This is a genomic window from Occultella gossypii (assembly GCF_019947135.1).
Lineage (GTDB): Bacteria > Actinomycetota > Actinomycetes > Actinomycetales > Beutenbergiaceae > Occultella > Occultella gossypii.
Genome location: NZ_JAGSHT010000010.1, coordinates 77787 through 102152, shown reverse-complemented (window position 1 = coordinate 102152; position 24366 = coordinate 77787). Strand labels below are relative to the sequence as shown.

21 protein-coding genes are annotated in these 24366 nt (G+C 70.3%); 18 read left to right on the top strand and 3 right to left on the bottom strand.

The features are described from left to right. Window positions 1-6: 6 nt before the first annotated feature. Entirely contained in the window at window positions 7-825 is an 819-nt protein-coding gene (gene hisN, locus KCQ71_RS09455; protein ID WP_223405174.1) for a histidinol-phosphatase, read from the bottom strand. 229 nt (window positions 826-1054) lie between these two features. Here hisN and KCQ71_RS09450 point away from each other — a divergent pair, with 229 nt between their 5' ends. The 18 genes from KCQ71_RS09450 to gap all read left to right on the top strand — a co-directional run bounded on the left by KCQ71_RS09450 (window position 1055) and on the right by gap (window position 20362). Continuing rightward, window positions 1055-1828: a hypothetical protein gene (locus KCQ71_RS09450; RefSeq protein WP_223405172.1), complete on the top strand. Its 774-nt coding sequence runs from the start codon at window positions 1055-1057 to the stop codon at window positions 1826-1828. Between the two features lie 16 nt (window positions 1829-1844). Next, a complete protein-coding gene (locus KCQ71_RS09445; RefSeq protein WP_223405170.1) occupies window positions 1845-2234 on the top strand; it encodes a hypothetical protein in 390 nt (129 codons plus the stop codon). A 16-nt stretch (window positions 2235-2250) separates the two neighbouring features. Next, on the top strand, window positions 2251-3012 hold the full coding sequence (locus KCQ71_RS09440; RefSeq protein ID WP_223405169.1) for an IclR family transcriptional regulator: 762 nt from the start codon (window positions 2251-2253) through the stop codon (window positions 3010-3012). A gap of 112 nt (window positions 3013-3124) precedes the next feature. Beyond that, entirely contained in the window at window positions 3125-4351 is a 1227-nt protein-coding gene (locus tag KCQ71_RS09435) for a DUF5005 domain-containing protein (protein ID WP_223405167.1), read from the top strand. A gap of 120 nt (window positions 4352-4471) precedes the next feature. Then, on the top strand, window positions 4472-5173 hold the full coding sequence (locus KCQ71_RS09430) for a FadR/GntR family transcriptional regulator (protein WP_223405165.1): 702 nt from the start codon (window positions 4472-4474) through the stop codon (window positions 5171-5173). An 87-nt stretch (window positions 5174-5260) separates the two neighbouring features. After that, window positions 5261-6541, top strand: coding sequence for an ABC transporter substrate-binding protein (locus tag KCQ71_RS09425; protein ID WP_223405164.1), 1281 nt, complete (start codon window positions 5261-5263; stop codon window positions 6539-6541). A gap of 82 nt (window positions 6542-6623) precedes the next feature. After that, entirely contained in the window at window positions 6624-7541 is a 918-nt protein-coding gene (locus tag KCQ71_RS09420) for a carbohydrate ABC transporter permease (protein ID WP_223405162.1), read from the top strand. Window positions 7542-7551: 10 nt separating this feature from the next. Beyond that, on the top strand, window positions 7552-8361 hold the full coding sequence (locus tag KCQ71_RS09415; protein WP_156741604.1) for a carbohydrate ABC transporter permease: 810 nt from the start codon (window positions 7552-7554) through the stop codon (window positions 8359-8361). Window positions 8362-8379: 18 nt separating this feature from the next. Next, entirely contained in the window at window positions 8380-9201 is an 822-nt protein-coding gene (locus KCQ71_RS09410; protein ID WP_223405160.1) for an SDR family NAD(P)-dependent oxidoreductase, read from the top strand. Further along, a complete protein-coding gene (locus tag KCQ71_RS09405; RefSeq protein WP_223405158.1) occupies window positions 9198-10472 on the top strand; it encodes an enolase C-terminal domain-like protein in 1275 nt (424 codons plus the stop codon). Before KCQ71_RS09410 ends, KCQ71_RS09405 begins: the two co-directional genes overlap by 4 nt. 85 nt (window positions 10473-10557) lie before the next feature. Then, window positions 10558-11625: an acetylxylan esterase gene (locus tag KCQ71_RS09400; protein ID WP_223405156.1), complete on the top strand. Its 1068-nt coding sequence runs from the start codon at window positions 10558-10560 to the stop codon at window positions 11623-11625. Beyond that, window positions 11622-13700, top strand: a complete 2079-nt coding sequence (locus KCQ71_RS09395; RefSeq protein WP_223405154.1) for a glucosidase family protein — start codon at window positions 11622-11624, stop codon at window positions 13698-13700. Before KCQ71_RS09400 ends, KCQ71_RS09395 begins: the two co-directional genes overlap by 4 nt. Window positions 13701-13705: 5 nt before the next feature. Continuing rightward, window positions 13706-14728 (top strand): aldose 1-epimerase, encoded by a 1023-nt coding sequence (locus tag KCQ71_RS09390; protein WP_223405152.1) that lies wholly within the window; start codon window positions 13706-13708, stop codon window positions 14726-14728. Window positions 14729-14750: 22 nt separating this feature from the next. Next, the gene (locus KCQ71_RS09385; RefSeq protein WP_223405150.1) at window positions 14751-15599 is read left to right on the top strand and encodes an SMP-30/gluconolactonase/LRE family protein; all 849 of its coding nucleotides are present in this window, start codon (window positions 14751-14753) and stop codon (window positions 15597-15599) included. A 115-nt stretch (window positions 15600-15714) separates the two neighbouring features. Further along, window positions 15715-16398, top strand: a complete 684-nt coding sequence (locus KCQ71_RS09380; protein ID WP_223405148.1) for a succinate dehydrogenase cytochrome b subunit — start codon at window positions 15715-15717, stop codon at window positions 16396-16398. A gap of 1 nt (window position 16399) precedes the next feature. Then, complete coding sequence (locus KCQ71_RS09375) at window positions 16400-18355, top strand: fumarate reductase/succinate dehydrogenase flavoprotein subunit (RefSeq protein ID WP_223405146.1); 1956 nt, start codon at window positions 16400-16402, stop codon at window positions 18353-18355. Further along, window positions 18352-19098, top strand: coding sequence for a succinate dehydrogenase/fumarate reductase iron-sulfur subunit (locus KCQ71_RS09370; protein ID WP_223405144.1), 747 nt, complete (start codon window positions 18352-18354; stop codon window positions 19096-19098). The genes KCQ71_RS09375 and KCQ71_RS09370 overlap by 4 nt, the downstream gene beginning before the upstream one ends. Before the next feature lie 253 nt (window positions 19099-19351). Then, complete coding sequence (gap, locus tag KCQ71_RS09365; protein WP_223405142.1) at window positions 19352-20362, top strand: type I glyceraldehyde-3-phosphate dehydrogenase; 1011 nt, start codon at window positions 19352-19354, stop codon at window positions 20360-20362. A gap of 56 nt (window positions 20363-20418) precedes the next feature. Here gap and KCQ71_RS09360 read toward each other — a convergent pair whose 3' ends face one another. Together KCQ71_RS09360 and rsgA are read right to left on the bottom strand one after the other, a co-directional pair. Next, complete coding sequence (locus tag KCQ71_RS09360; protein ID WP_308116624.1) at window positions 20419-23211, bottom strand: aconitate hydratase; 2793 nt, start codon at window positions 23209-23211, stop codon at window positions 20419-20421. A 135-nt stretch (window positions 23212-23346) separates the two neighbouring features. Continuing rightward, window positions 23347-24360 carry a ribosome small subunit-dependent GTPase A gene (gene rsgA / locus KCQ71_RS09355; RefSeq protein ID WP_223405138.1) on the bottom strand — a complete coding sequence of 338 codons (1014 nt, stop codon included), beginning with the start codon at window positions 24358-24360 and terminating at the stop codon, window positions 23347-23349. Window positions 24361-24366 lie beyond the last annotated feature (6 nt).

Genomic DNA, 24366 nt, shown 5'->3' with positions numbered 1-24366 from the left:
TGCGGGTCAGTGACGCCGCAGGCCCGCCAGCACGCCGTCGTGGAGGTGCCCGTTGGTGGCGACGGCGTTGCCTCCGAACGGGCCGTCCACTCCCTCGAGCGACGTGAACCGGCCGCCGGCCTCGGTCACGATCGGGACCAGCGCCGCCATGTCGTAGATCTCAAGGTCCGGCTCGCACGCGATGTCCACCGCGCCCTCGGCCACCAGCATGTAGGACCAGAAGTCGCCGTAGGCACGGCTGCGCCAGAGGCTGGCCTCCAGGGACAGGAACTCGTCCAGCAGGTCGGCCTCCTCCCAGCCCGCCAGGCTCGAGTAGGACATCGATGCGTCCTCGAGGCGGGTCACCGAGGACACCGAGATCCGCGTGGCCGCGGAAAGCGACCGGCCGGTCCACGCCCCGGATCCGTTGGCCGCCCACCAGCGCCGGTTCAGCGCCGGTGCGCTGACCACGCCGAGCACCGGCTGGCCCTCGTCCACCAGCGCGATGAGGGTGGCCCAGACCGGCACACCACGGACGAAGTTCTTGGTGCCGTCGATCGGGTCGATCACCCACTGGCGGGCGCCATGGCCGGTCACCCCGAACTCCTCGCCGAGCACCGAGTCGCGGGGGCGGGTCCGGGACAGCTGGGCCCGGACGATCTCCTCGGCGGTGCGGTCCGCGTCGGTGACCGGCGTGGTGTCCGGCTTCGACTCCACGTGCAGGTCCTGCGCCTTGAACCGGGCCGTCGTCTGCGCGTCGACCTGGTCCGCGATCACGTGTGCGAGGCGGAGGTCGTCGTCGTAGCGAGGCCGTCGAGGGGCCTGGGCTGCACTATCGCTGCTCATGTCAGGCAACCTATCGGTTGGCGGACGACGGTCCGGGCAGGCGCCCCGGTCCCGGTCGGGTGATCGGCCATCGCAGGACTGCCCGACCGGATGCCCGATCGGACCACACCACCGGCGCGGGCGGCGCGATCATGATCGTGTGGACCGTCCGCGGACGTGGGGAAGATCGCCCGAGAGCCAGGTCGTCCGAGGGTCCGCACAAGCCCCGGAGCACCTGACCGGGTCACCCGTGCGCGAGCCGGACCTGATCCGCCCACCAGGCGCCGCGACCGCTCCGGAAACGCTCGAGTTCCTGCAGCGAGCGGCCGGCAACCGCGCGGTACAGCGTGCGCTCGCGGGCGCGCGGGCCGCCGTGCCGGGTCCCGTGGTGAGCCGGGAGACGACTCGCACCGCGATCAGTGAGACCACCGATACGGGGAACACCTACACACAGGACCTCCTCCTCGACCGGACCCACAACACGGTGGAGATCAGCCTCGGCATCAACTGGGTCCGGAAGGGCACCTGGGCATCCGACGCCGCGTACGCGGCGTTCATCAGGCGGGTCAAGACCGCGGCCTACAGCTATCTCGACAACAAGTTCAAGGTCGTCTGCACGCCCGACTCGCCCGCGGCCGGCCCTGCTCCGGTCAACCTGCCGATCACGTTCATCCTCTACGACGACCCGAGCGGGTACGCGATCGATGTGCACGGTGGGACCCCCGGCGGCGGCAGTGCCATGGCCACCACCGGCGGCACGATCTACGAGTTCCTGGGCGACGGCACGCCCGAGGTCGACATCACCTACGCCCACGAGTTCGGCCATGCCGCGCTCGGCGCCAGCGATGAGTACGTCAACCCGGCGATGCCGAACAGGGTCCTCACGAACGACCACAGCATCATGGCGAACTACTATTCCCAGGGGATCCCGCAGGCGCAGTTCAAGGCCCGACACTTCCAGCACATCGTGACGGAGGTGGCGAAGGCGTTCGCGGGGTATACATGTTCGCTGAGATCGATGTGATGAGGGGAGAGCCGAGATGACGATGCACTACCAGCGCGGGCACGAGATGTCGGGCTACCTGACCCTGACCGTCGAGGAGGACGGATCGGCGCAGGCGTCGTCCTCTGGCCGAGGGGATCTCAATCGGCGCACCGGCTCAGGGATGCTCACGGACGCCCAGCGCGAGCGCCTGCATGACGTGGCCGAGGCGGCCGGGTTGCGCGACCTCACGGGCTCAAGCCGCACGATCGGGGACGACGAGGTTCCGATCGTCGTGACCGTGGACTCCCGGGAGGTCAGGGTGTGGTCACAGGACGCGGCGAGCATTCCCGGCTTCGAGGAGTTCGAGCGCACGGTCCGCGACCTGGCCGACCACCTGATCGGCGGCCCCGACGGCACGGAAGACGGCGGCGCGTCCACACAGTGACGCAGCCGGACGAACGATGACGGAGCAGTCCCCGATGGGCAGCGTCGACAAGGCGCTGCTGGTCCTTACCGATCTCTCCGCCGCAGGTCCGCGCGGGCGCAGCCTCGCCGACCTGGCCGAGGCAGTGTCGGTATCGAAGTCCACCCTGCACCGCACCCTCGCGGCGCTCCGGTTCCGGCACTTCGTGGCGCAGGACCCCGTGACCGGGTGGTACCGCCTCGGGGCCGCAGCGATCGACCTCGGCGCCACGTTCATCGAGGGCGACAACCTGCCGGCGCTGCTGCACCCGATGCTCGAGAGCATCCGCGACTCCTTCGACGAACTGTGCCAGCTCGGGGTGCTCGACGGGCCCGACGTCGTGTACGTGGACAAGGCGGAGCCGGCGCACGCGATCCGGGTGTGGAGTGCCGTCGGACGCCGGATCGCGGCACTGACCACCGCTCTGGGCCGTGCCCTGCTCGCCGCGGGCGAGGTGGACCGTCGTGTGCTCGGGCGGCTCGCGCCGCCGGCCCGGTTCACACCGGAGGAGGTGCAACGGTCCTGGGAGGCGGTGGTGAACGCCCGACTCGACGGCTACGCGGTGGAGCGCGGCGAGTCCGAGCCCGGCATCGGGTGCGTGGCGGTGGCGATCCTGCGGGCCCGCCGACCGGTGGCCGCGGTGAGCGTGACGATGCCGCTCGACCGGCTCGAGCACCAGATCCCCGAACTCGGCCGTCGGCTCCGCCGGGTCGTCGAGGCCGAGCTGCCCGGCTCGCTCACGCTGCCGCCGACGCTGTAGAAGCCTTGACCGGTGCCCGGCGGCACTGGAATGCTCTTCGCATCAGTTCCGGAACCAGCGTTCACCTATGCGGAACGCCGACTGGTCCGGTCCAGGCAAAGGAGCCACGATCATGCGTCCCTCCACCACGGCCCAGATGAACGAGAGGCCGCGTCGCCGTGGCCTCGCTGCCGCCACCGCCGTCGGGCTCGGGATCGGTGCCCTGCTGCTGGGCGCGCTGCCGGCTCAGGCCGGCGGGCCAGGCGGATCCGGCGAAGGCTCCTGCTCGCTGGACCGGGTGGCGATCGATCCGTCCGCTCAGGTGCACGCCCCTCTGACGGAGGCCTTCACCGGTTACGGCGACTCTGGTGAGGGGTGGACCGGTGGTGACTCCACCTACTCGGTGCCGCTGGACGGCGGGCGGACCGCCTGGATCTTCTCGGACACGTTCCTCGGTCCGGTGAACCCGGACGGGTCCCGCCCCGAGACCACGCCGTTCCTGAACAACTCCTTCGTGATCGATGAGCGCGGGAGTCTGAGCACGGCGACCGGTGGCACCGCCGAGGCGCCGGAGTCGCTGATCCCGCCGCCCGAGGAGGGTGGCGGTTGGTACTGGGTCGGCGACGGCGCCACCGACAGCGACGGCAACCTGCAGCTGGTCGCCCTCAAGTTCTGGTACGGCGGCGGTGGCGCCTTCGACTTCGGTTGGGAGTCCAACCACCTGGCCACGTTCGACTCCGACACGTTCGAGCGGCTCGACTTCGTCGACCTGCCCTCGGCGGCCGGGGTGCAGTGGGCGAGCTGGCTCCAGCGGGACGGGCGCTACACCTACATCTACGGCGTGGAGGACCTGGGTGCGTCCAAGTACATGCACGTCGCCCGGGTGGCCGGCCGCGACCTCGACGGCGCGCCGTGGGAGTACTGGGACGGGGCCGGGTGGTCAGCCGAGGAGACGGACACGGTTCGCGTCATGGACGGCGTCGCCAACGAATACAGCGTCACCCCGCTGCGGGACGGATACCTGCTGATCACCCAGGACACGCATGAGATCTTCAGCCGGAACATCGAGGCGTACGTCTCCTGCTCGCCGACCGGCCCGTTCCTGCCGCTGGGCACCGTCTACGAGATGCCCGAGGTGGGCGCCGCAGGCTCCTACGGCAACCCGAACATCTTCGCCTACAACGCCCATGAGCACCCGGAGCTGCGCACCCGGGGGGACCGGATCCTCGTCACGTACAACGTGAACAGCTTCGACTCCGGCGACCTGTACGAGGACGTCACGATCTACCGGCCGCGGTTCGTCGAAATCGACTTGGGGCTGCACCCGGACTGCGGGCGGGAACTCGGGCGCTGCGGCTGACCCGGCGCCACCGAGCGCCGCTGCGGGTCCGACTGCCGCCGCGACCGACAGGTCACAGATTCATATCGGTGCGGACGATGTGCTGGTCCCGCGTCGTCGTCTAGTGATTAGATGACTTGCATGACACAGCAGCCGGACGTCGCGAAGAGGGCGAACCTCTCCAGTGATCTGGCGCGTGCCATCGTGCGGCTGGTGAACGACCGCGGGCTCCAGCCCGGTGACCCGCTGGACTCCATGAAGGTGCTCGCGGCCCGCTTCGAGGTCGCCGTGCCCACCATGCGGGAGGCCATGCGGCGGCTCGAAGGGCTCGGCGTCCTGGAGTTCCGGCACGGCTCCGGCGTCTACGTCGGCGCGAACTCGGGCCGGCGGGTGCTCGCGAACCCGCTCTCGCCCCGGCCGGACTCCGACCAGCTCGTGGAGCTCCTCGAGGCCCGCCGGCAGATCGAACCGCAGCTGGCGATGCTGGCCGCCCAGGTGCGCGAGCCGGTCGCCATGACCTGGATGGAGGAGGCGCTCGAGCGGTCGCGCCGACTCGTCGCCGAACGGGACGAGGCGCTCTGGCTCTCGAACCTCGACTTCCACCGAGCGGTCGCCGCGGCCGGGGGCAACGGCGTGCTCGCCGAGGTCCTCGACTCGATCGTGCTCGTCCACGGCGAGGAACAGAAGGAGATCCTGCGACTGCATGGCGACGCAGTCGATGACTACGCCGAGCACGCCCGGATCGGTGCCGCCGTCCGCGACGGTGATCCCGAACTCGCTCGCGATGCCGCCTACACCCACCTCGACCACGTCGTCGAGGTGATCCGGGCCCGGATCGGCTGATCCGGGCTGCGAAGGTCCCACACGGACCCAGCCGAAGTACCCAGCAGCACCGACAGCAGCACCCCAACCCCACAAAGAGGTGTATCCATGAGGAAGAAGACGACCCTGGCGGCCGCCGTGCTCACCGCGGCCGCGCTGACCCTGGCCGCGTGTTCCGGAGGCGGCGACGGCGGAGACGGCGGCGATGGCGGTGACGGTGGCGATCCCACCGAAGCCGTCCTGAGCTTCTACACCGACAAAGCCGCGTGGGAGCCGTCCTTCGACGACATGAACGCCGCCTCCGAGGGCACCACGGCCACACTCGAGTTCACCGGGTACTCCGACCCCACGGCCTACGACGCGTTCATCAAGCAGTCGTTCCGGACCGACGACAAGCCGGACCTGTTCACCTGGCACACCGGCGACTCGCTCGCCCAGCTCGTCGACGAGGGCCTGATCGCGCCGACCACCGAGATCTGGGACGCCGCGATCGCGAACGGTGACGTCACCGAGGAACTCGCGGAGAACTACACCTACGACGGCGAGCAGTACTGCGTTCCGCTGAACGTCGTCTACTGGGTCATGTACTACAACAAGGCCGTATTCGAGGAGAACGGCGTCGAGGTCCCGACCACCTGGGACGAGTTCATGGACGTCGGGCAGACCCTCGTGGACAACGGCGTGGTGCCACTGCACCAGATGAACATCATCTTCGAGTTCGTCTGGTTCCAGGCGATCCTCGCGGGCCTCGACCCCGACGCGTACAACGGCCTCTCCGACGGCAGCGTCAGCTACACCGACCCGGTGGTGGTGGAGGCCATGAACATCTGGCACGACATGCAGACCGACGGCTTCTTCATCGACCCGGGCGTGACCACGGACCCGCAGACGCTGCTCCAGACCGGTGAGGTCGCGATGGCGTACTTCGGGACGTTCTTCACCGGCCAGCTCACCGATCTCGGCATGGTCTCCGACACCGACTACGGGATCTTCACCCTGCCGAACGTCAGCGCCGACCTGGGCGACACCTCCGTGGTCGTCGAGACCGGCCCGCTCTGCGTGGGTGCCGGCAGCGCCAACGAGGCGGCCGCCCTCGACTACAGCGCCTGGTGGATGGGCGTCGACGCCCAGTCCGCATGGAGCGAGTCCCGCGGTGACGTCTCCTTCAACCCCGGCGCCACGGTGACCGACGCTGCCCTGGCGGCGATCACCGAGGAGGTCAACGGCGACGGCTTCCTCCAGCTGCGCCGCTACCTGGAGGCGACCCCGACCCCGATCTACACCGTGGCCTCCGAGCAGTTCGGGGCGTTCGTGACGAACAACGGTGACCCGATGGCGGTCCTGGAGGCGATCCAGGCCGAGGCGGACGCGTACTGGGCCGACAACTGACCTGTCGGTGGGGTCCGCCGCCCCAGCCCGGCCGCGGACCCCACCGACGATCCGGCCCGCCCGAAGAAGGAGGTGCGTACGCATGTCGCTGCCCGCCGCGAGGCAAGCGGAACTCGTCCCACAGCGCAAACCCAAGAACCAGTTCTGGCTCTCCAGCATCGGCTTCGTGGCACCCGGCGTGCTGCTCGTCGCCGTCGTGCTCTACCTGCCGTTCCTGTGGACCACGTACATCAGTTTCACCGAGTACAACGGCCTCGGAGACCCGGAGTTCATCGGCATCGAGAACTTCCGGGACATGTTCGCCGACCCGGCGTTCCTCAACTCCGTCCTCAACACCCTCTACTGGGTGATCGGCACGATCGCGCTGCCGGTCGGACTCGGACTGCTGATCGCCGTGCTCAGCCACGGGCTGCCGAACGCCACGCTGTTCCGGCTGCCGTTCCTGATCCCGTACGCCCTCTCCGGGGTCGCCGTCGGCGTGATCTGGTCCTTCGTGCTGCAGACCAACGGTGCGCTCAGCCAGGCCCTGGTGTTCCTGCACCTGCCCGGCTCGGAACTGCGCTGGCTGCTCGACGCACCGCTGAACACCTTCGTCATGATCGGCGCCTCCACCTGGCAGGGCGCCGGCGTGAACGCGCTGCTGTTCGGCATCGGCCTGCAGTCCATCCCGAAGGAGCCGCTCGAGGCGGCCAGGGTCGACGGTGCCAGCGGCTTCACGCTGTTCCGCACGATGACCTGGCCGATGCTCGCCCCGCTCACCACCGTGGTGGTCGGGCTCTCCATCGTGGGCAGCCTGAAGACCTTCGACATCATCTGGGGCATGACCAAGGGCGGCCCGGGCCGTGTCTCGGAGACGCTCGCCCTGACCATGTACAAGGAGACGTTCATCAACAACGCCTACGGTCTGGGCGCGGCGGTGGCGCTGTTCCTGACCGTGGTCACGGTGCTCGCCTCCATCCTCTACCTGCGCCGGCAGCTCGCCGACTCCAGGTCGATCTGAGGAGGCCGTCATGCTCGCACGCAAGATCGTCCTCGCAGTCCTCGGCCTGCTCTGGTTGGTGCCGGTGTACCTGCTCCTCGCGAACGCCTCGAAACTGCCTGCCGAGTTCGGCACGTACGGGCTGTGGGAGCCCGGCAACCTCGGCGCCCTCTTCACGAACATGGCCGACGCCTGGGACCGCGGCCGGCTGTCCCAGGGCATCGTCTCAACGGCCGTCTACGCCATCGTGTCCCCGATCATCGCCGTGATCATCGGGGCCGCCGCCGGGTTCGCCATCGTGGCCCTCCGGTTGCGGAACGGGTTCTTCTGGTTCGTGGTCATCTTCGCCAGCACGATCTTCCCGCTGCAGATGATCCTGATGCCGCTGTTCGTCGGGTACGCCCAGACCGGTCTGTTCAACACCAGGGTCGGCATGATCCTCGTGTACACCGTGATCGCCACCCCGTTCTCCGCGTTCGTGATGCGCAACTTCTTCACCGGCATCGCGCACCAGGTGTTCGAGGCCGCGGTCATGGACGGCGCGTCCACCTGGCGGATCTTCTGGCGGATCTACCTGCCGATGTCCACCAGCGCCCTGATCGCGATCTTCATCCTGCAGGCCACGTTCATCTGGAACGACCTGCTGCTGGGCCTGACCCTGACCCAGTCCTCGGAGATCCGCCCGGTGATCACGGCACTGTCCGCACTGCAGAGCACCTACGGGGGATCGGCGATGTCCACGGTGCTGGCCGGCGGGCTGCTCGTCTCCCTACCCACGGTGATCCTGTTCCTGGCCACGCAGCGGGCCTTCACCCGGGGCCTGTCCCTCGGCCAGTTCTGAGAAAGGCGGAAGCCTGAGATGACAACACCGTTCGAGGCCGGCGACGGCGGAGGGTCACCCACCGTGGTCGCGGTCACCGGAGGAGCAGCGGGGATCGGGGGCGCCGTCGTGGCGCGCCTGGCCGGTGACGGCGCGCGGGTGTACGCGCTCGACACCGACGCCGATGCCCTGGCGCGTCTGGAGCAGCCGCACGGGCCGGGGAGGATCGTCGGGATCCGGGTGGACGTCACCGACGAGGCCGCGATGACCACCGCGTTCGAGACCATCGCGGCCGACGGCGGCCTGGGCGGCCTCGTCTGCGCCGCCGGCATCCAGACCTACGGCACCGTGGACGCCACCCCGATGGCGACCTACGACCGGGTGATGGCCGTGAACGTCCGGGGCGCATTCCTCGCCGCGCACCTCGCCGTGCCGCAGATCCGCTCGGGCGGCGGTGGTGGCATCGTGCTGATCTCCTCGGTCCAGGCGTACGTCGCCCAGCACGGGGTGGCGGCCTACGCGGCCACCAAGGGGGCGCTGTTGTCCCTGACCCGGGCCATGGCCGTCGACCACGCGCCCGAGGGCATCCGGGTCAACGCGGTGTGCCCCGGATCGGTGGACACCCCGATGCTGCGCTGGGCCGCTGGTCTGCACGCGGACAGCCCGGAACAGGTGGACGCGATCGTCGCCGAGTGGGGCCGATCGCACCCCCTCGGCCGGGTCGCCCGCGCCGGGGAGGTCGCGGACGTGGTGGCCTACCTGCTCAGTGACCGGTCATCGTTCGTGACCGGTGCCGATATCAAGGTCGACGGCGGCCTCACCGCGGGCAACGCCGTCGCCCTGCCCGAGGAGGACCAGTGAGTGACCTGAGGATCGTCGACATCCGGGCGACCACCGTGACGGTGCCGCTCGAGGCGCCGCTGCGACACTCGAACGGTGCCCACTGGGGCCGGTTCGTGCGCACGATCGTGGAGATCGAGGCGAGTAACGGCCTGATCGGCCTGGGCGAGATGGGCGGCGGCGGGCAGAGCTCGGAGGCCGCCATCGCCGCGCTGAAGCCCTACCTGGTCGGCCACGACCCGGCAAACGTCGAGGCGCTCCGGTTCATGATCGCGAACCCGACCGCGAGCCTGTACAACAACCGCACCCAGCTCCTGGCCGCCGTCGAGTTCGCATGCCTGGATCTCCTCGGCCAGCACGTCGGCCTGCCGGTGCACGACCTGCTCGGCGGGAAGGTCCGCGACGAGGTCGAGTTCGCGTCCTACCTGTTCTACCGGTACCCGGGGCGCGACGGCAGCGGCGAGGTCCGCACCATCGACCAGCTCGTCGACGAGGCGAAGGCCCTCAAGGCCAAGCACGGGTTCCGCGTGCACAAGCTCAAGGCCGGGGTGTTCGACACCGACTTCGAACTGGCCGGCTACCGGGCGCTCGCCGAGGCGCTGCCGGCGGACCGGTTCCGGTACGACCCGAACGGCGCGCTCAGCGTGGAGGAGTCGATCCGGTTCGCGAAGGCGATCGAGGACCTGCCGAACGACTACCTCGAGGACCCGGTCTACTCACTCACCGGGATGCGCCGGGTCCGGGAGAACACGCACGTGCCGCTCGCCACGAACACGGTGGTCGTGAACTTCGAACAGCTCGCGGCGAACATCCTCAACCCCGCCGTGGACGTGATCCTCCTGGACACCACGTTCTGGGGCGGAATCCGGCCGTGCATCCGCGCCGCCGGGATCTGCGAGGCGTTCTCCCTCGGCGTGGCCGTGCACTCCTCCGGGGAACTGGGCATCCAGCTCGCCACCATGCTGCACCTGGGCGCGGTGGTGCCGAACCTGGTGTTCGCCGCGGACGCGCACTACCACCACCTCACCGACGACATCGTCACCGGCGGTCTGCGCCCCTACGTAGACGGCAAGATGGCGGTGCCCACGGCGCCCGGCCTCGGCGTCACCCTCGACCGGGACAAGGTCGCCGAGTACGCCGAGCTCTACCGCGAGCTCGGCGGCTACCCCTACGACCGTGACCCGGGCCGCCCGGACTGGTACCCGCTGCTGCCGAACACATCCTTCGCCGACCACACCATCGAGGGCATCCCGGACGCCCTCGCCGCGGAGTACGCCCGATGGCCCTCCTGATCGTCGTCGCCGAACGCGACATCGTTGGCTCCTGGGGCGCGTCCGGGGCCAACAACCTCGCGTTCGGCGGCGGGAGGATGTTCTGATGGTGCAGATCGACCTGCCGCTGGAGCAGTTGCGGACCTACCGCCAGCCCCGGCCGGCGCCGTCCGGGCTGGCCGAGTACTGGGACCGGACCCTGGCACAGTCCCGCGCGGCGGCTGGGCCGGTCCGCTACGACCGGGTCGACGTCGGCCTGAGGACGGTCACCTGCTACGACGTGAGTTTCCCCGGCTTCGCCGGCGAGGACGTCCGGGCCTGGTGGCTGGTACCGGTACTGCCCGACGGCGTCGCTGACGCGAGCACGAACGGTCCCGTCGGTACCGGCCGCACCCTTCCGGTCGTCGTCGAGTTCCTCGGGTACGGCGGCGGTCGGGGCCTGCCCCACGAGCGCCTGATCTGGGCCGGCCACGGGTTCGCCCAGCTCGTCGTGGACAGCCGCGGCCAGGGCAGCATCTGGAACACCGGCGACACCCCGGACCCGCACGGCTCCGCCGCGGGATCCGTCGGCATGCTCACCAAGGGCGTCGACCATCCCGACCACCTCTACTACCGCCGCCTGCTCACCGACGCCGTGCTCGCCGTCGACGCCGTCGCCCACCTGCCGGGCGCGGACCCGGGCCGGATCGCCACCGTCGGGCACAGCCAGGGCGGCGCGCTCGCGCTGGCCGCCGCGGCGCTGAACCCCGCCGTCGCCGCCGTCGGTGCCCGGGCGCCGTTCCTGTGCGGGATCGCCCGCGCCCTCGACGTCACCGACGCCGAGCCCTACGGGGACCTGGCCCGCTACCTGTCCGTGCACCGCACCCGCGCGCAGGACGTCCTCGCGGTGCTCGATCATGTCGACGTCTCCTTCCTCACCCCGCGGCTGCGCTGCCCCACCTGGATCTCCGTGGGGCTCGGGGACCCGATCTGTCCGCCGTCGGGCATCTTCGGCGCGATCAACGCCATCGAGGCGATCACCCCCGAGGTCCGCACCTGGCCCTACGGCGGCCACGAGGCGGGCGGCGCGCACGACGACGCGCACCTGGCCGCCTGGCTCGCCGAACACCTTCGACCGGCCACCACCGGCCACCACCTGCCACCCGACAAGCACCCGAACCAAGGACAGCCGTGACCCACCACCTCGTCCCGACCTGCGCGGACCTCGCCAGTGACGTCGTCGTCGATGCCTTCGACGACATGGTCAACCCGCCCGGCCTGACCAACCACTGGGCCGTCGCCCAGGTGGACCACGACGTCGTCGCGGTCCGGAGCCTGAACGTCCCGCCGGTCTCGCAGGGCGACTCGATCTCCGGCCAACTCTACCTCGGCGGCCGCCTCGCCCGGTCGTTCGGCCGACCCGTGAACGTGCGCTGGCGCCCGGACCGGGTCGAGCGCAGCACCACCATCGACGGCTGGGAGATCACCACGATCACGGTGTGCCCGCCCGGTGAGCCCGGCGTGGCCGTGACGATCGAGGTCACGGAGACCACCGGCGCCGACCGGGACCTGCGGCTCGGCCTGTGGCTGGCCTCGACCGTGACGAAGCAGGCGGGGCCGTGGCTCTCGGCCGAACCGCCGCAGGCCACGAACACCCTCACCCGGACCGGCGCCCGGGTGGTCGGCACCGACGGCAGCGCCACCGCGGTCCAGGAGTTCGTCCGGCCCGACGGCGCACGCCTGCTGGACGGGCCGGCGCACGTCGTCGAGGCGGTGCTCGAGGTGCCCGCGGGCGCCACCGTCGCCTTCGGCTACGTGCACGCCGTCGCCGCGGAGCCGGCGCAGGCGGCGCAGGTCGCGGGCCGTCTCGTGGCGGGCCTGCCGGATGCGGCGCAAGCGAGTGAGACCGAGTGGGACCGGCAGATCGCCGCCATGTTCGACCCCGACGACGACGAGTTCAGCGGCTGCTTGCCGGTGCTGGAGACCGACGACGAGGCGCTGCGACGGCTGTACTGGTGGGGCGCCGTCGGGGTGTTGTGGTTCAAACGGGACAACCCGGCGTCCGTGCTCGGCCGGACCTATGACACGCTCATGCCCCGGTACTGGCAGACCACGACGTTCATCTGGGACTACTCGCTGTCCTCCCAGGTGCACGCCCTGCTCGACCCGGGGGTGATGCGCCGCCAGATCGCGCACTGGGTCGGACTGGACATCGACAAGCACTTCGGCACCGAGTGGCTCACCGGCGGGCCGGTCGGCTACTGGTACTCCGTCAACCATTACGCGATGACCCGGCTCGTGCGCGACTACGTCGCGTTCACCGGGGACCGTGCCTTCCTCGATGAGTCGCTGACCACGGCCGACGGCGTCACGCAGCGTCTCGCCGACGACGTCCGGGCGTGGTCGCGGGCCTGGCACCGGATCCGCTCGGCCAGTGGCCTGGCCGACTACGGCGAGATCGACAACCTGCTCGAGTGCGTGAGTTCCTACGTCCACGAGGTCGCCAGCCTGAACGCCGCGAACGTGTGGTGCCTGCGCACCGCGGCCGGTCTCGCCGAACTCGAGGGCGACCCGGGCGAGGCGGCGACGCTGCGGACCGAGGCCGACGACCTCGTCGCCCTGGTCAAGGACCTGTACATCCCCGGCGCCGGGTTCTTCCACGCCCGCCAGCCCGACGGGTCGCTGGTCCCGACCCGGCACTGCTACGACTTCGCGACCGTGGGCACCACCATCGCGGCGGACCTGCCGGCCCGGACGCGGAACGAGATGGTCCGGTTCTTCACGGAGGAGTTGCGGACGCCGTCCTGGATGCGGGCGCTCTCGCCGTACGACGCCGACGCCGGCTACTCCCTGCGCGCCGACCATCAGTGGAACGGTGCCTACCCGGCCTGGCCGCCGGACGCCGCGCGGTCCGCGATCGCCCTCGGCCACCCCGAGGTGGTGCTGGAGTGGCTGCCCGGCCTGGCCCGGTCGGCGAACCAGGGTCCGCCCGGGCAGGCGCACTTCGTCGAGGAGGCGGCCGAACCGGTCAACGGGGGAGCGCGCAAGACCCCGCCCCAGTTCCCGTACCTGATCGACTGGTCCTGCTCCTCGGCCGGGTCCTGGGTCGAACTGGTGATCTCCGGGATCTTCGGCGTCCACGTGGACTGGGACGGCACGGTGACGGCGAACGGCTGCGTGGACGGGCTCGACCCCGGTGCGGCGCTGCGGGGGCTGCGCGTCGGCGGCGTCAGTTACGACGTGGTCGACGGCCAGGTGCGCAGGAGCTGACGGCGATGACGGCGGCGCCCGGGGTCGCGACGACCACCCTCAACGGCGGGTGGCCGGCGCTGGAGCTGCACAGCCACGAGGCGAGCCTGACCGTGCTGCCGGAGAAGGGGTGCGACCTCGTCTCGCTCGTGGACCGGCGAACCGAGGTGGACGTGCTGTTCCGGGCGCCGTGGGGCATCCCGCCGCGGGCGACCGGGGCGTGGAACGCCGTCGACGAACCACAGTGGCTCGAGCGCTACCCCGGCGGGTGGCAGGTGCTGTGCCCGAACGGTGGCGCCGCGTCGCCCGCGCCGGGCGGCGGCACCTGGGGGTTCCACGGGGAGGCCTCCCGGATCCCATGGCGGGTGACCGGCTCCGGGACCGACGGCGGGGCCGCATGGCTGACGGCGCAGACCCGGCTCACCGCGGCTCCGCTGCGGCTGCGGCGGACCATCCGGCTCGCCGGCGCAGGCGTCTCGATCACGGAGACCTGCGAGAACACCGGGCCGGACCCGATCGGGGTGATGTGGTCGCACCATCCGGCGTTCGGGGCGCCCCTGCTCGACGCCGGGGCACGGATCACCACGGGCGCTCGGACGTTCCTCGCCGACGGGACGTCCCCGGGCACCCACCTGGCGGCGGGGGAGCGGGGTGCGTGGCCGCTGGCCGTCGCGGCCGACGGGTCGCTGCGGGACCTGTCCGTCGTGCCCGGGCGCCACGAGCGGGTCGCCACCTTCGGGTACCTGACCGACCTCGGAACCGACGGCGCCTGGGCCGAGATCACGAACGTCGGCCTGGGTCTGGGCGTGCGGCTGTCCTGGGACGCGACGCTCTGGCCGCACGCGTGGTTCTGGCAGGAGCTGCACGGGAGCCCCGGGCACCCGTGGTGGCGCGAGGCGTACGTGTGCGCCATCGAGCCGGCCAGCACCATCCCGGGGCACGGCGTCGCCGGGGCGCGCGAGGAGGACCTGCTGCACCTGGCCGGTGGCGAGAGCCGGACCGCGACGATCGAGGCGAGTCTGTTCGATCCCAGCCGACCGCAACAGTGAGGCGATGAGGAGGTAGGAGGCCATGGCAACGGTGCGTGTGTTCCATGACGGAACCGTGACGGACCCGCAGCTGGACCACCCGGAGGGCATTGCGGTGCATCCCGACGGGAGCATCTGGTGCGGTGGCGAGGCCGGCCAGCTGTACCGGATCGATCCGGACGGCGACGCGCTCGAGGTGGTCGCGAGCACCGGCGGATTCATCCTCGGCGTCACCTTCACCCCGGACGGCGACGCGCTCTACGCGTGCGACCTGAAGGCGCGCGCCGTGCACCGCCTGGACGTGGCCAGCCGCACCGTCGAGGTGTTCTCCCGAGGCGGCGACCGGCCGTTCGTGACCCCGAACGCGATCGCCGTCGCCGCCGACGGCACCATCTACGTCTCGGACTCCGGCGCGCAGGGGGTGCCGGCCCCAGGCGTGTACCGGTTCGCTCCGGACGGCACCGGAGGCCTGTGGTACGACGGCGAACTGGACTTCGCGAACGGACTCGCGCTGACGCCGTCGGGCCGGGAACTGTACGTAGTGGAGACGTTCGCGTCCGCGATCACCCGGATCCCGATCGGGCCGGACGGCGCCCCAGGGCGCCCCGAGCTCCTGGCGCACCTGCCGGGCGCACTGCCCGACGGCGTCACGGTGGGACCCGACGGTGGCCTGTACGTCGGGTGCTACGAACCGTCCCAGGTGCTCCGGGTGGACCCGGCCGACGGCACCGTGACGACCGTCGTGGCAGACCCGACCGCCCACCTGCTGTGCCACCCCACGAACCTCGCCTTCCGAGGGAGGCGACTCTTCTCGAGCAACCTGGGTCGCTGGCACGTCAGCGTGATCGACGGCGCGGTCGGCGCCGGCGCGCCGTCGACGACGCTGACGTGAGATTCACGACAGACCGTCACCTCCGGACGGGCTCGTGTCACGCGCACCGTTCGGAAGGGCTAAGTTAGACGCCGTGGCAACGCGTACGGTGACCTCATCCCGAAAAACAGGATCCGTGTGGAGATCCACACCGCTGTTGAAGGTCGCCATGGCGATCAGCGGCGTCATCCTGGTGTTGTTCCTGCTGGCGCACATGTACGGGAACCTCAAGGTGTTCGAGGGCCAGGACGCCTTCGACGGCTATTCCCACCACCTGCGCGAGCTCGGCGAGCCGATCCTGCCCTACAGCGGTGCGCTCTGGATCATCCGGGTCGTCCTGCTCGCCGCCATCGTGGTGCACGCGGTCTCCGCGATCACGTTGTGGCGCCGGGCCCGCAGGGCCACCGGCGGCAAGGGCGGGGCCCGGTACGCCAGCTCGAAGGCACCGCGCGGTGCGCAGCGCAGCTACGCCTCGTTCACGCTCCGCTGGGGTGGCGTGACGATCCTGCTGTTCGTGATCTACCACCTGCTGCACCTGACCACGAACACGATCGCTCCGGGCGGTGCCTCGGACAGCCCGTTCGAGCGGGTCGTGAACGGGTTCAGCATCTGGTGGGTGGTGCTCAGCTACACGATCGCGCTGATCGCGCTCGCGTTCCACCTGCGGCACGGGATCTGGGCCGCGATGGCGACCCTCGGGGCGAACACGAGCCCGACGCGCCGCAAGAACCTGAACATCATCGCGGTCGTCGTCGCGGCCGTGATCGTGGTGGGCTTCCTGGTCCCGCCCTTCGCCGTTCTCCTCGGATTGGTTGGTTGATTTGAGCAGCGTCAGCGACACCCAGTTCTTCACCGTCGGTGAGCCGCTCGTCGACACCAAGGCGCCCGCCGTCCCGGTCAACCTGATGTGGGACGAGCGCCGGTTCCAGGCGAAGCTGGTCAACCCCACCAACCGCCGCAAGCGCTCGGTCATCATCGTCGGGACCGGGCTCGCCGGAGGCGCGGCCGCAGCCACGCTCGGTGAGGCCGGCTACCACGTCAAGAACTTCTGCTACCAGGACTCCCCGCGCCGCGCGCACAGCATCGCCGCGCAGGGTGGCATCAACGCCGCGAAGAACTACCGCAACGACGGCGACAGCGTCCACCGGCTCTTCTACGACACGGTCAAGGGCGGCGACTACCGCTCCCGCGAGTCCAACGTGTACCGGCTCTCCCAGGTCAGCGTCGAGATCATCGACCAGTGCGTCGCGCAGGGTGTCCCGTTCGCCCGCGAGTACGGCGGGCTCCTCGACAACCGGTCCTTCGGTGGCGTGCAGGTGTCCCGGACGTTCTACGCCCGCGGGCAGACCGGCCAGCAGCTCCTGCTCGGCGCCTACCAGGCCCTCGAGCGCCAGATCGGTGCCGGCAGCGTCGAGATGTACACCCGCCACGAGATGCTCGACCTGATCATCGTCGAGGGCCGGGCCCGCGGGATCGTGGTCCGGGACATGGTCTCCGGGGAGATCGAGACCCATATGGCCGATGTCGTGGTGCTCGGGACCGGCGGCTACGGCAACGTGTTCTTCCTGTCCACGAACGCGATGGGCTGCAACGTCACCGCGACCTGGCGGGCGCACCGCAAGGGTGCCTACTTCGGCAACCCCTGCTACACGCAGATCCACCCCACCTGCATCCCGGTGTCGGGAGAGTACCAGTCCAAGCTCACCCTGATGAGCGAGTCGCTGCGTAACGACGGCCGGATCTGGGTGCCGAAGGAGGCCGGCGACAACCGCGACGCCCGGCAGATCCCCGAGGACGAGCGCGACTACTACCTCGAGCGCCGCTACCCGGCGTTCGGCAACCTGGTGCCCCGGGACGTGGCGTCCCGGGCCGCCAAGCAGGTCTGCGACGAGGGCCGCGGCGTCGGCCCCGGCGGGCGCGGGGTCTATCTCGACTTCGCCGAGGCGATCACCCGGCTCGGCCGCAAGGCCGTCGAGGCCAAGTACGGCAACCTGTTCGAGATGTACGCGCAGATCACCGGCGAGGACCCGTACGTCACGCCGATGCGGATCTACCCGGCCGTGCACTACACGATGGGCGGGCTCTGGGTCGACTACGACCTGGAGTCCACGATCCCCGGGCTGTTCGTGATCGGCGAGGCGAACTTCTCCGACCACGGTGCGAACCGCCTCGGAGCCAGTGCGCTGATGCAGGGCCTGTCCGACGGCTACTTCGTGCTCCCGAGCACCATCGCGAACTACCTCGCCGACGCCCCGTTCGAGGCCGCCGACGCCAGTCACCCGGCGGCCGTCGAGGTCACGGACGCGGTGCGCGAGCGGGTTCAGCGGCTGCTGGCCATCAACGGCACCCGCACGGTCGACTCCTTCCACAAGGAACTCGGCCAGATCATGTGGGAGTACTGCGGGATGGAGCGCACCGCCGAGGGCCTGACCAAGGCGATCGGGCTGATCCGGGCGCTGCGCGAGGAGTTCTGGACCAACGTCCGGGTCACCGGCACGAATGAGGAGCTCAACCAGACGCTCGAGCGGGCCGGCCGGGTGGCCGACTTCTTCGAGCTCGGCGAGCTGATGTGCATCGATGCCCTGCACCGCGAGGAGTCCTGCGGCGGCCACTTCCGGGCCGAGCACCAGACGCCCGACGGCGAGGCGTTGCGCGACGACGAGAACTTCGCCTACGTGGCGGCGTGGGAGTTCGGCGGCGACGGGGGCTCGCCGGTGCTGCACAAGGAAGACCTGATCTATGAAGCCATCGAGATGAAGCAGCGGAGCTACAAGTGAACATCACGTTGCGGGTGTGGCGTCAGCGCAACAGCGACGACACCGGTCAGATGCAGACCTACCAGGTCACCGACGTCTCCCCGGACATGTCCTTCCTGGAGATGCTGGACGTTCTCAACGAGAACCTCACCATCTCGGGCGAGGACCCGATCGCGTTCGACAGCGACTGCCGGGAAGGCATCTGCGGGATGTGCGGCCTGGTCATCAACGGCCTGGCGCACGGTCCGAAGGAACGTGTCACCACCTGCCAGCTGCACATGCGCTCGTTCTCCGACGGCGACGTGATCGACGTGGAGCCGTGGCGGGCCGAACCGTTCACGGTGATCAAGGACCTGATCGTCGACCGTGGTGCGTTCGACCGGATCATCCAGGCCGGGGGCTTCATCACCGCCCCCACCGGGACCGCGCCGGACGCGCACGCCGTTCCGGTGCCGAAGCTGGATGCGGATGCCGCGTTCGACGCCGCCACCTGCATCGGCTGCGGCGCCTGCGTGGCAGCCTGCCCGAACGGATCCGCGTCCCTGTTCGTCGCCGCGAAGGTGACCCATCTCGGGCTGCTCCCGCAGGGCCAGCCGGAGCGGCACTCGCGCGCGCTGGACATGGTCGCCCAGGCCGACCTCGAGGGCTTCGGCGGCTGCACCCAGATCGGTGAGTGCACGGCCGCGTGCCCGAAGGGCATCCAGCTCGACCTGATCTCCCGTCTGAACCGGGACGTGCTCGGCGCCCTGGCCCACCGCGGCTGAGTCCGACCCCTTGCGCCCCGCCGAAGTAGTCGCGGTCGGGTCGAATCAGTCGCCGCGCCGCGACTGACTCGACGCCTACCCGACTACCGCGCAACCTCCTGCGAGCACAGGCTGCCTTCGATCGCCCTGTGGCCCTTCCCGGCCGGACGGGGTACAACGGGAGTGCACGGGCCGGGAACCACCTCGACGCCCAGATGACGTCGGACCGGGCCCGCCGCGCTCGCGCGGTCGCCAGTCGAGAGGTCGATTCATCATGCCGAATGTCGCCATCAACGGGTTGGGTCGGATCGGGCGGGCCGCGCTGCGGATCCTCACCGAGCAGGACGGGATCGACGTCGTCGCGGTGAACGACATCGCACCCGCCGACAATCTCGCCTACCTGCTCGGTTACGACAGCACGTACGGGAAGTGGGGTCACGAGGTCACCAGCTCCTCCGACGCCCTGCTCATCGACGGCAAGCGCCTGCCGATCTTCGCCGAACGGGACCCGGCCGCGCTGCCCTGGAAGGACCTCGGCGTCGACCTGGTGCTGGAGTGCACCGGCGTCTTCACCGCGGCGGAGGACCTTCGCAAGCACCTCGATGCCGGTTCGCGGTTCGCGATCCTGTCCGCACCGACGAAGTCGCCCGACCTGCCCACCGTGGTCCACGGCGTGAACTCCCCAGAGGGGGACGTGCGGATGTTCTCCTGCGCGAGTTGCACCACGAACGCGATCGGGCCGGTGATCGAGGTCCTGCACCGCCGGATCGGGGTCCAGGACGCGCTTATGACCACCGTGCACGCCTACACCGCGAGCCAGGCGATGGTGGATGGGCCGAGTAAGAACCTCCGGATGGGCCGGGCCGGCGCCGTGAACATGATCCCGACCTCCACCGGCGCCGCGATCGCCACCACGAAGGCGATCCCCGAGCTACGCGACCACTTCGACGGCGTCTCCATCCGGGTGCCCGTCCCGGTCGGCTCGATCGCCGACATCGTGTTCATCGCCGAGCGGGACACGTCCGTGGAGGAGGTCAACGGTGCGCTGGAGCAGGAGGCGGCCACGGACCGGTACCAGGGCGTGCTCGGCTACTCGACGGCGCCACTGGTCTCCTCCGACATCATCGGGGACGCGCGCGGCTCGATCGTGGACGCGGACCTGACCCGGGTGATCGGCGGCCGGCTCGTGAAGGTGATGGCCTGGTACGACAACGAGTGGGGCTTCACCAACCAGATGATCCGCCAGGCCCGTCAGCTGCTCGGCGTGGATCCGGTTCTCGACTGAGGGCCACCGTCGGTGCCCGGACCGGACAGGGTCCCGGGCACCGACGCGACCACGAGTCAGTCGCTCAGCAACTGCCGGAGCACGTACTGCAGGATCCCGCCGTGGGTGTAGTAGGCGGCCTCGGCGGGCGTGTCGATCCGGACGGTCATGGTGAACTCCCGAGACCCACCGTCGTCCGCGTCGGCCCGGACCTCCACCTCGCGCGGCATCGGGTCGGCGCCGGCGAGCCCACTGATCAAGTAGGTCTCGGTGCCGTCCAGGCCCAGCGCTTCGGGGGAGTCGCCGTCGGCGAACTGCAGCGGCAGCACGCCCATCCCGATCAGGTTCGACCGGTGGATCCGCTCGAACGACGTCGCCAGCACGGCACGCACCCCGAGCAGCATGGTGCCCTTCGCCGCCCAGTCCCGCGACGAACCGGAGCCGTAGTCGGAGCCGGCCAGCACCACCAGGGGGGTGCCCTGCTCGGCATAGACCATGGCGGCGTCGAAGATCGACGACTGTTCGCCGTCGGGCAGTACCCGAGTGAACCCTCCCTCGACACCCGGCACCAGCTTGTTGCGCAGGCGCACGTTCGCGAAGGTGCCACGGATCATCACGTCGTGGTTGCCGCGGCGCGAGCCGTAGGAGTTGAAGTCCCGCACCTTGACGCCGTGTGACTTCAGGTACTCACCGGCCGGTGAGCTGGGCAGGATCGACCCCGCCGGCGAGATGTGGTCGGTGGTCACCGAGTCCCCGAGGTGGGCGAGGACCCGGGCGCCGGCGATGTCCTGGACCGGGTCGGGATCGCGCCGCATCCCCTCGAAGTACGGGGGGTGTCGCACGTACGTGGAGTCCTCCTGCCAGTCGAACACGGCCGAGTCGGCCAGGCTCATGCCCCGCCAGTTGTCGTCACCGACGAGCACGTCGGAGTAGCCCTTGGTGAACATGTCGGCCTCGACCACGGCGTCGACGACCGTCTTGATCTGGGCGCCGGTGGGCCAGATGTCCTTCAGGTACACGTCCACGCCGTCGGCGTCGCGCCCCAGCGGCTCGGTGAGCAGGTCGGCGTGCATCGTCCCGGCGAGGGCGTAGGCGATGACCAGCGGTGGGGAGGTGAGGAAGTTCATCTTCGTCTCGGCGTGGATCCGGCCCTCGAAGTTGCGGTTGCCGGAGAGCACGGCGGACACGTTCAGGTCACCGGTCGCGACGGCGTCGCTCACCTCGGGGATCAACGGTCCGGAATTGCCGATGCAGGTGGTGCAGCCGTAGCCGACGAGGTCGAAGCCGAGCTCGTTCAGGTACGGGGTGAGCCCGGCCCGTTCGTAGTAGTCGGTGACCACCCGTGAGCCGGGCGCGAGGGAGGTCTTGACCCACGGCTTGCTGCGCAGGCCCCGTTCCACCGCGTTCTTCGCGAGCAGGCCGGCCGCGATCATCACGCTGGGGTTCGAAGTGTTCGTGCAGGACGTGATCGCCGCGATCACCACGTGCCCGTGGTCGATCGTGGTGTCCGCACCGCCCAGGCTCAGGGGCACCGGGTTCGTCGGCCACTGCGCCGGGTCGGTGCCCGGGGCGGTGAAGGGGAGGGCGTCGCGTTCGATGCGTGCGCTGATCGCGACCGGGTCGCTCGCGGGGAAGGACTCCCCGGACGCCTCGTCCAGCCCGCCCTGCACGGCCTCCTCCACGCCCTTGCCGTTCAGCAGCGCCCGGAACGTGTGCTGGGCGACCCGCAGCGGGATCCGGTCCTGCGGGCGCCGCGGCCCGGCGAGGGAGGGTTCCACGGTGCCCAGGTCGAGCTCGACCACCTGGGAGTACTCGGGGACATGGTCCGGGTCGTGCCAGAGCCCCTGTTCCTTGGCGTAGGCCTCGACCAGGGCGACCTGTTCCGGGGCCCGGCCGGTCAGCCGCAGGTAGTCCAGGGTCTCGTCGTCGATCGGGAAGATCGTGACGGTCGAGCCGTACTCCGGGCTCATGTTGCCGAGCGTGGCGCGGGTGGCCAGCGGCACGTTTCCGACGCCCGGGCCGAAGAAGTCGACGAACTTGCCGACCACCCTGGTGCGGCGCAGCAGTTCGGCCACCGTGAGCACCAGGTCGGTCGCGGTGGTGCCCTCGCGCAGCTCGCCGGTCAGCTTCAGGCCCACCACCTGCGGGATCAGCATGCTCATCGGCTGCCCGAGCATCGCGGCCTCGGCCTCGATGCCACCGACGCCCCAGCCCAGCACGCCGAGGCCGTTGATCATCGGGGTGTGCGAGTCGGTGCCCACCAGTGTGTCCGGGTAGGCGAGCGGGCCGTCCGGCGTCTGCCGCACGAACACGGTCCGGGCCAGATACTCGAGGTTCACCTGGTGACAGATCCCCGTGTTCGGGGGCACCACCTGGAAATCCGCGAAGGACTGCTGGGCCCAGCGCAGGAGCTCGTAGCGCTCGCGGTTGCGCTCGAACTCGAGCTCGGCGTTGCGCAGGTAGGCGTCCGGGCGGCCGAACACGTCGGCGATCACCGAGTGGTCGATCACGAGGTCGGTGGGGATCAGCGGATTGATCCGCTGCGGGTCACCGCCGAGCTCGGTCATCGCGTTGCGCATCGCGACCAGGTCCACCACACACGGCACGCCCGTGAAGTCCTGCATGAGCACCCGGGCGGGCGTGAACTGGATCTCCGGGTTGTCGGTGCCGGCCGGGTCCCACGCCGCGAGCGCGCGCACCTGCTCAGCGGTGACCACGCGACCGTCCTCGTTGCGCAGCAGGTTCTCGGCGAGCACCTTCAGGCTGTACGGGAGCCGGTCCAGACCTGGCACGGCATCCAGGCGGTAGATCTCGTAGGCAGTGTCGGCGACCTGCAGTCGGTCCTGGGCGGCGAAACTGTTCTGGCTCACGGAAGGCCCTCCACATCGGTTGTGGGCGGCCCGCGGCACGGAAGCGATCGCGGGATCGCCTCTACCCGACCATGCCACTCCCGCGCCGAACCCGCAGGCCGACGGACCGGACCGAGGTCCGCCGCGGCCGCGACGTCAGTCCGAGTCGCCGGACCGACTCGTCAGCAGTCTGCGGAAGGACTCCAGCCGCGCCTCGCCCGCCGCGCCCGCCGCGCCCGAGGCCACCCACTCGTCGAGTGCGCAGTCCGGCGCGTCGGCGGTGTGCGTGCACCCGCGGGGGCAGTCCTGCGCGACCGCGGCGAGGTCGGCGAACGCGTCCACGAACGTGGCCGGGTCCACGTGCCCGAGTCCGAACGAGCGCACCCCCGGGGTGTCGATGATCCACCCGCCGCCGGGCAGCTCCAGCGCCACCGCGGAGGAGGACGTGTGCCGGCCCCGGCCGGTGGTCGTGTTCACCACGCCGGTGGCCCGGTCCGCGTCCGGCACCAGGGCGTTCACCAGCGTCGACTTCCCGACGCCGGAGTGGCCCACCAGCACGGAGACCTTGCCGGCCAGCTGCTCGCGCAACGCCTCCAGCCCATGGATCGTCACACCCTCCCGGTAGGTCGCGACCGAGGCGACGTCCAGGGTCCGGTACAGCTGCGTGAACGGCTCGGGATCGGCCAGGTCCGCCTTCGTCAGGCAGAGCAGGGCGTCCATGCGGGCGTCGAAGGCGGCCACCAGGCACCGGTCGACCATGCGTGGCCGCGGCTCGGGGTCCGCCAGCGCGGTGACGATGACCAACTGGTCGGCGTTCGCCACGATCACCCGCTCGATGACGTCGGAGTCGTCCGCGGACCGGCGCAGTACCGTGCGTCGGTCATGCACCCGGACCACCCGGGCCAGGGTGTCCTTCGAGCCGGAGGTGTCGCCCACCACGTCCACCTGGTCGCCCACCACGATCGAGGACCTACCCAGCTCCCGGGCCTTCATCGCGACCAGGCGGACGCCGTCGTCGGTGAGCAGGTGATAGCGGCCGCGGTCCACGGCCAGGACCAGGGCCGCCTGCGCGTTCCCGTGCTCGGGACGCTGCTTGGTGCGCGGCCGGTTCCCCTTCGGGTTCGGGCGCACCCGGACGTCGGACTCGCTCCAGTCCCTACGTCCCGCCATGACCGG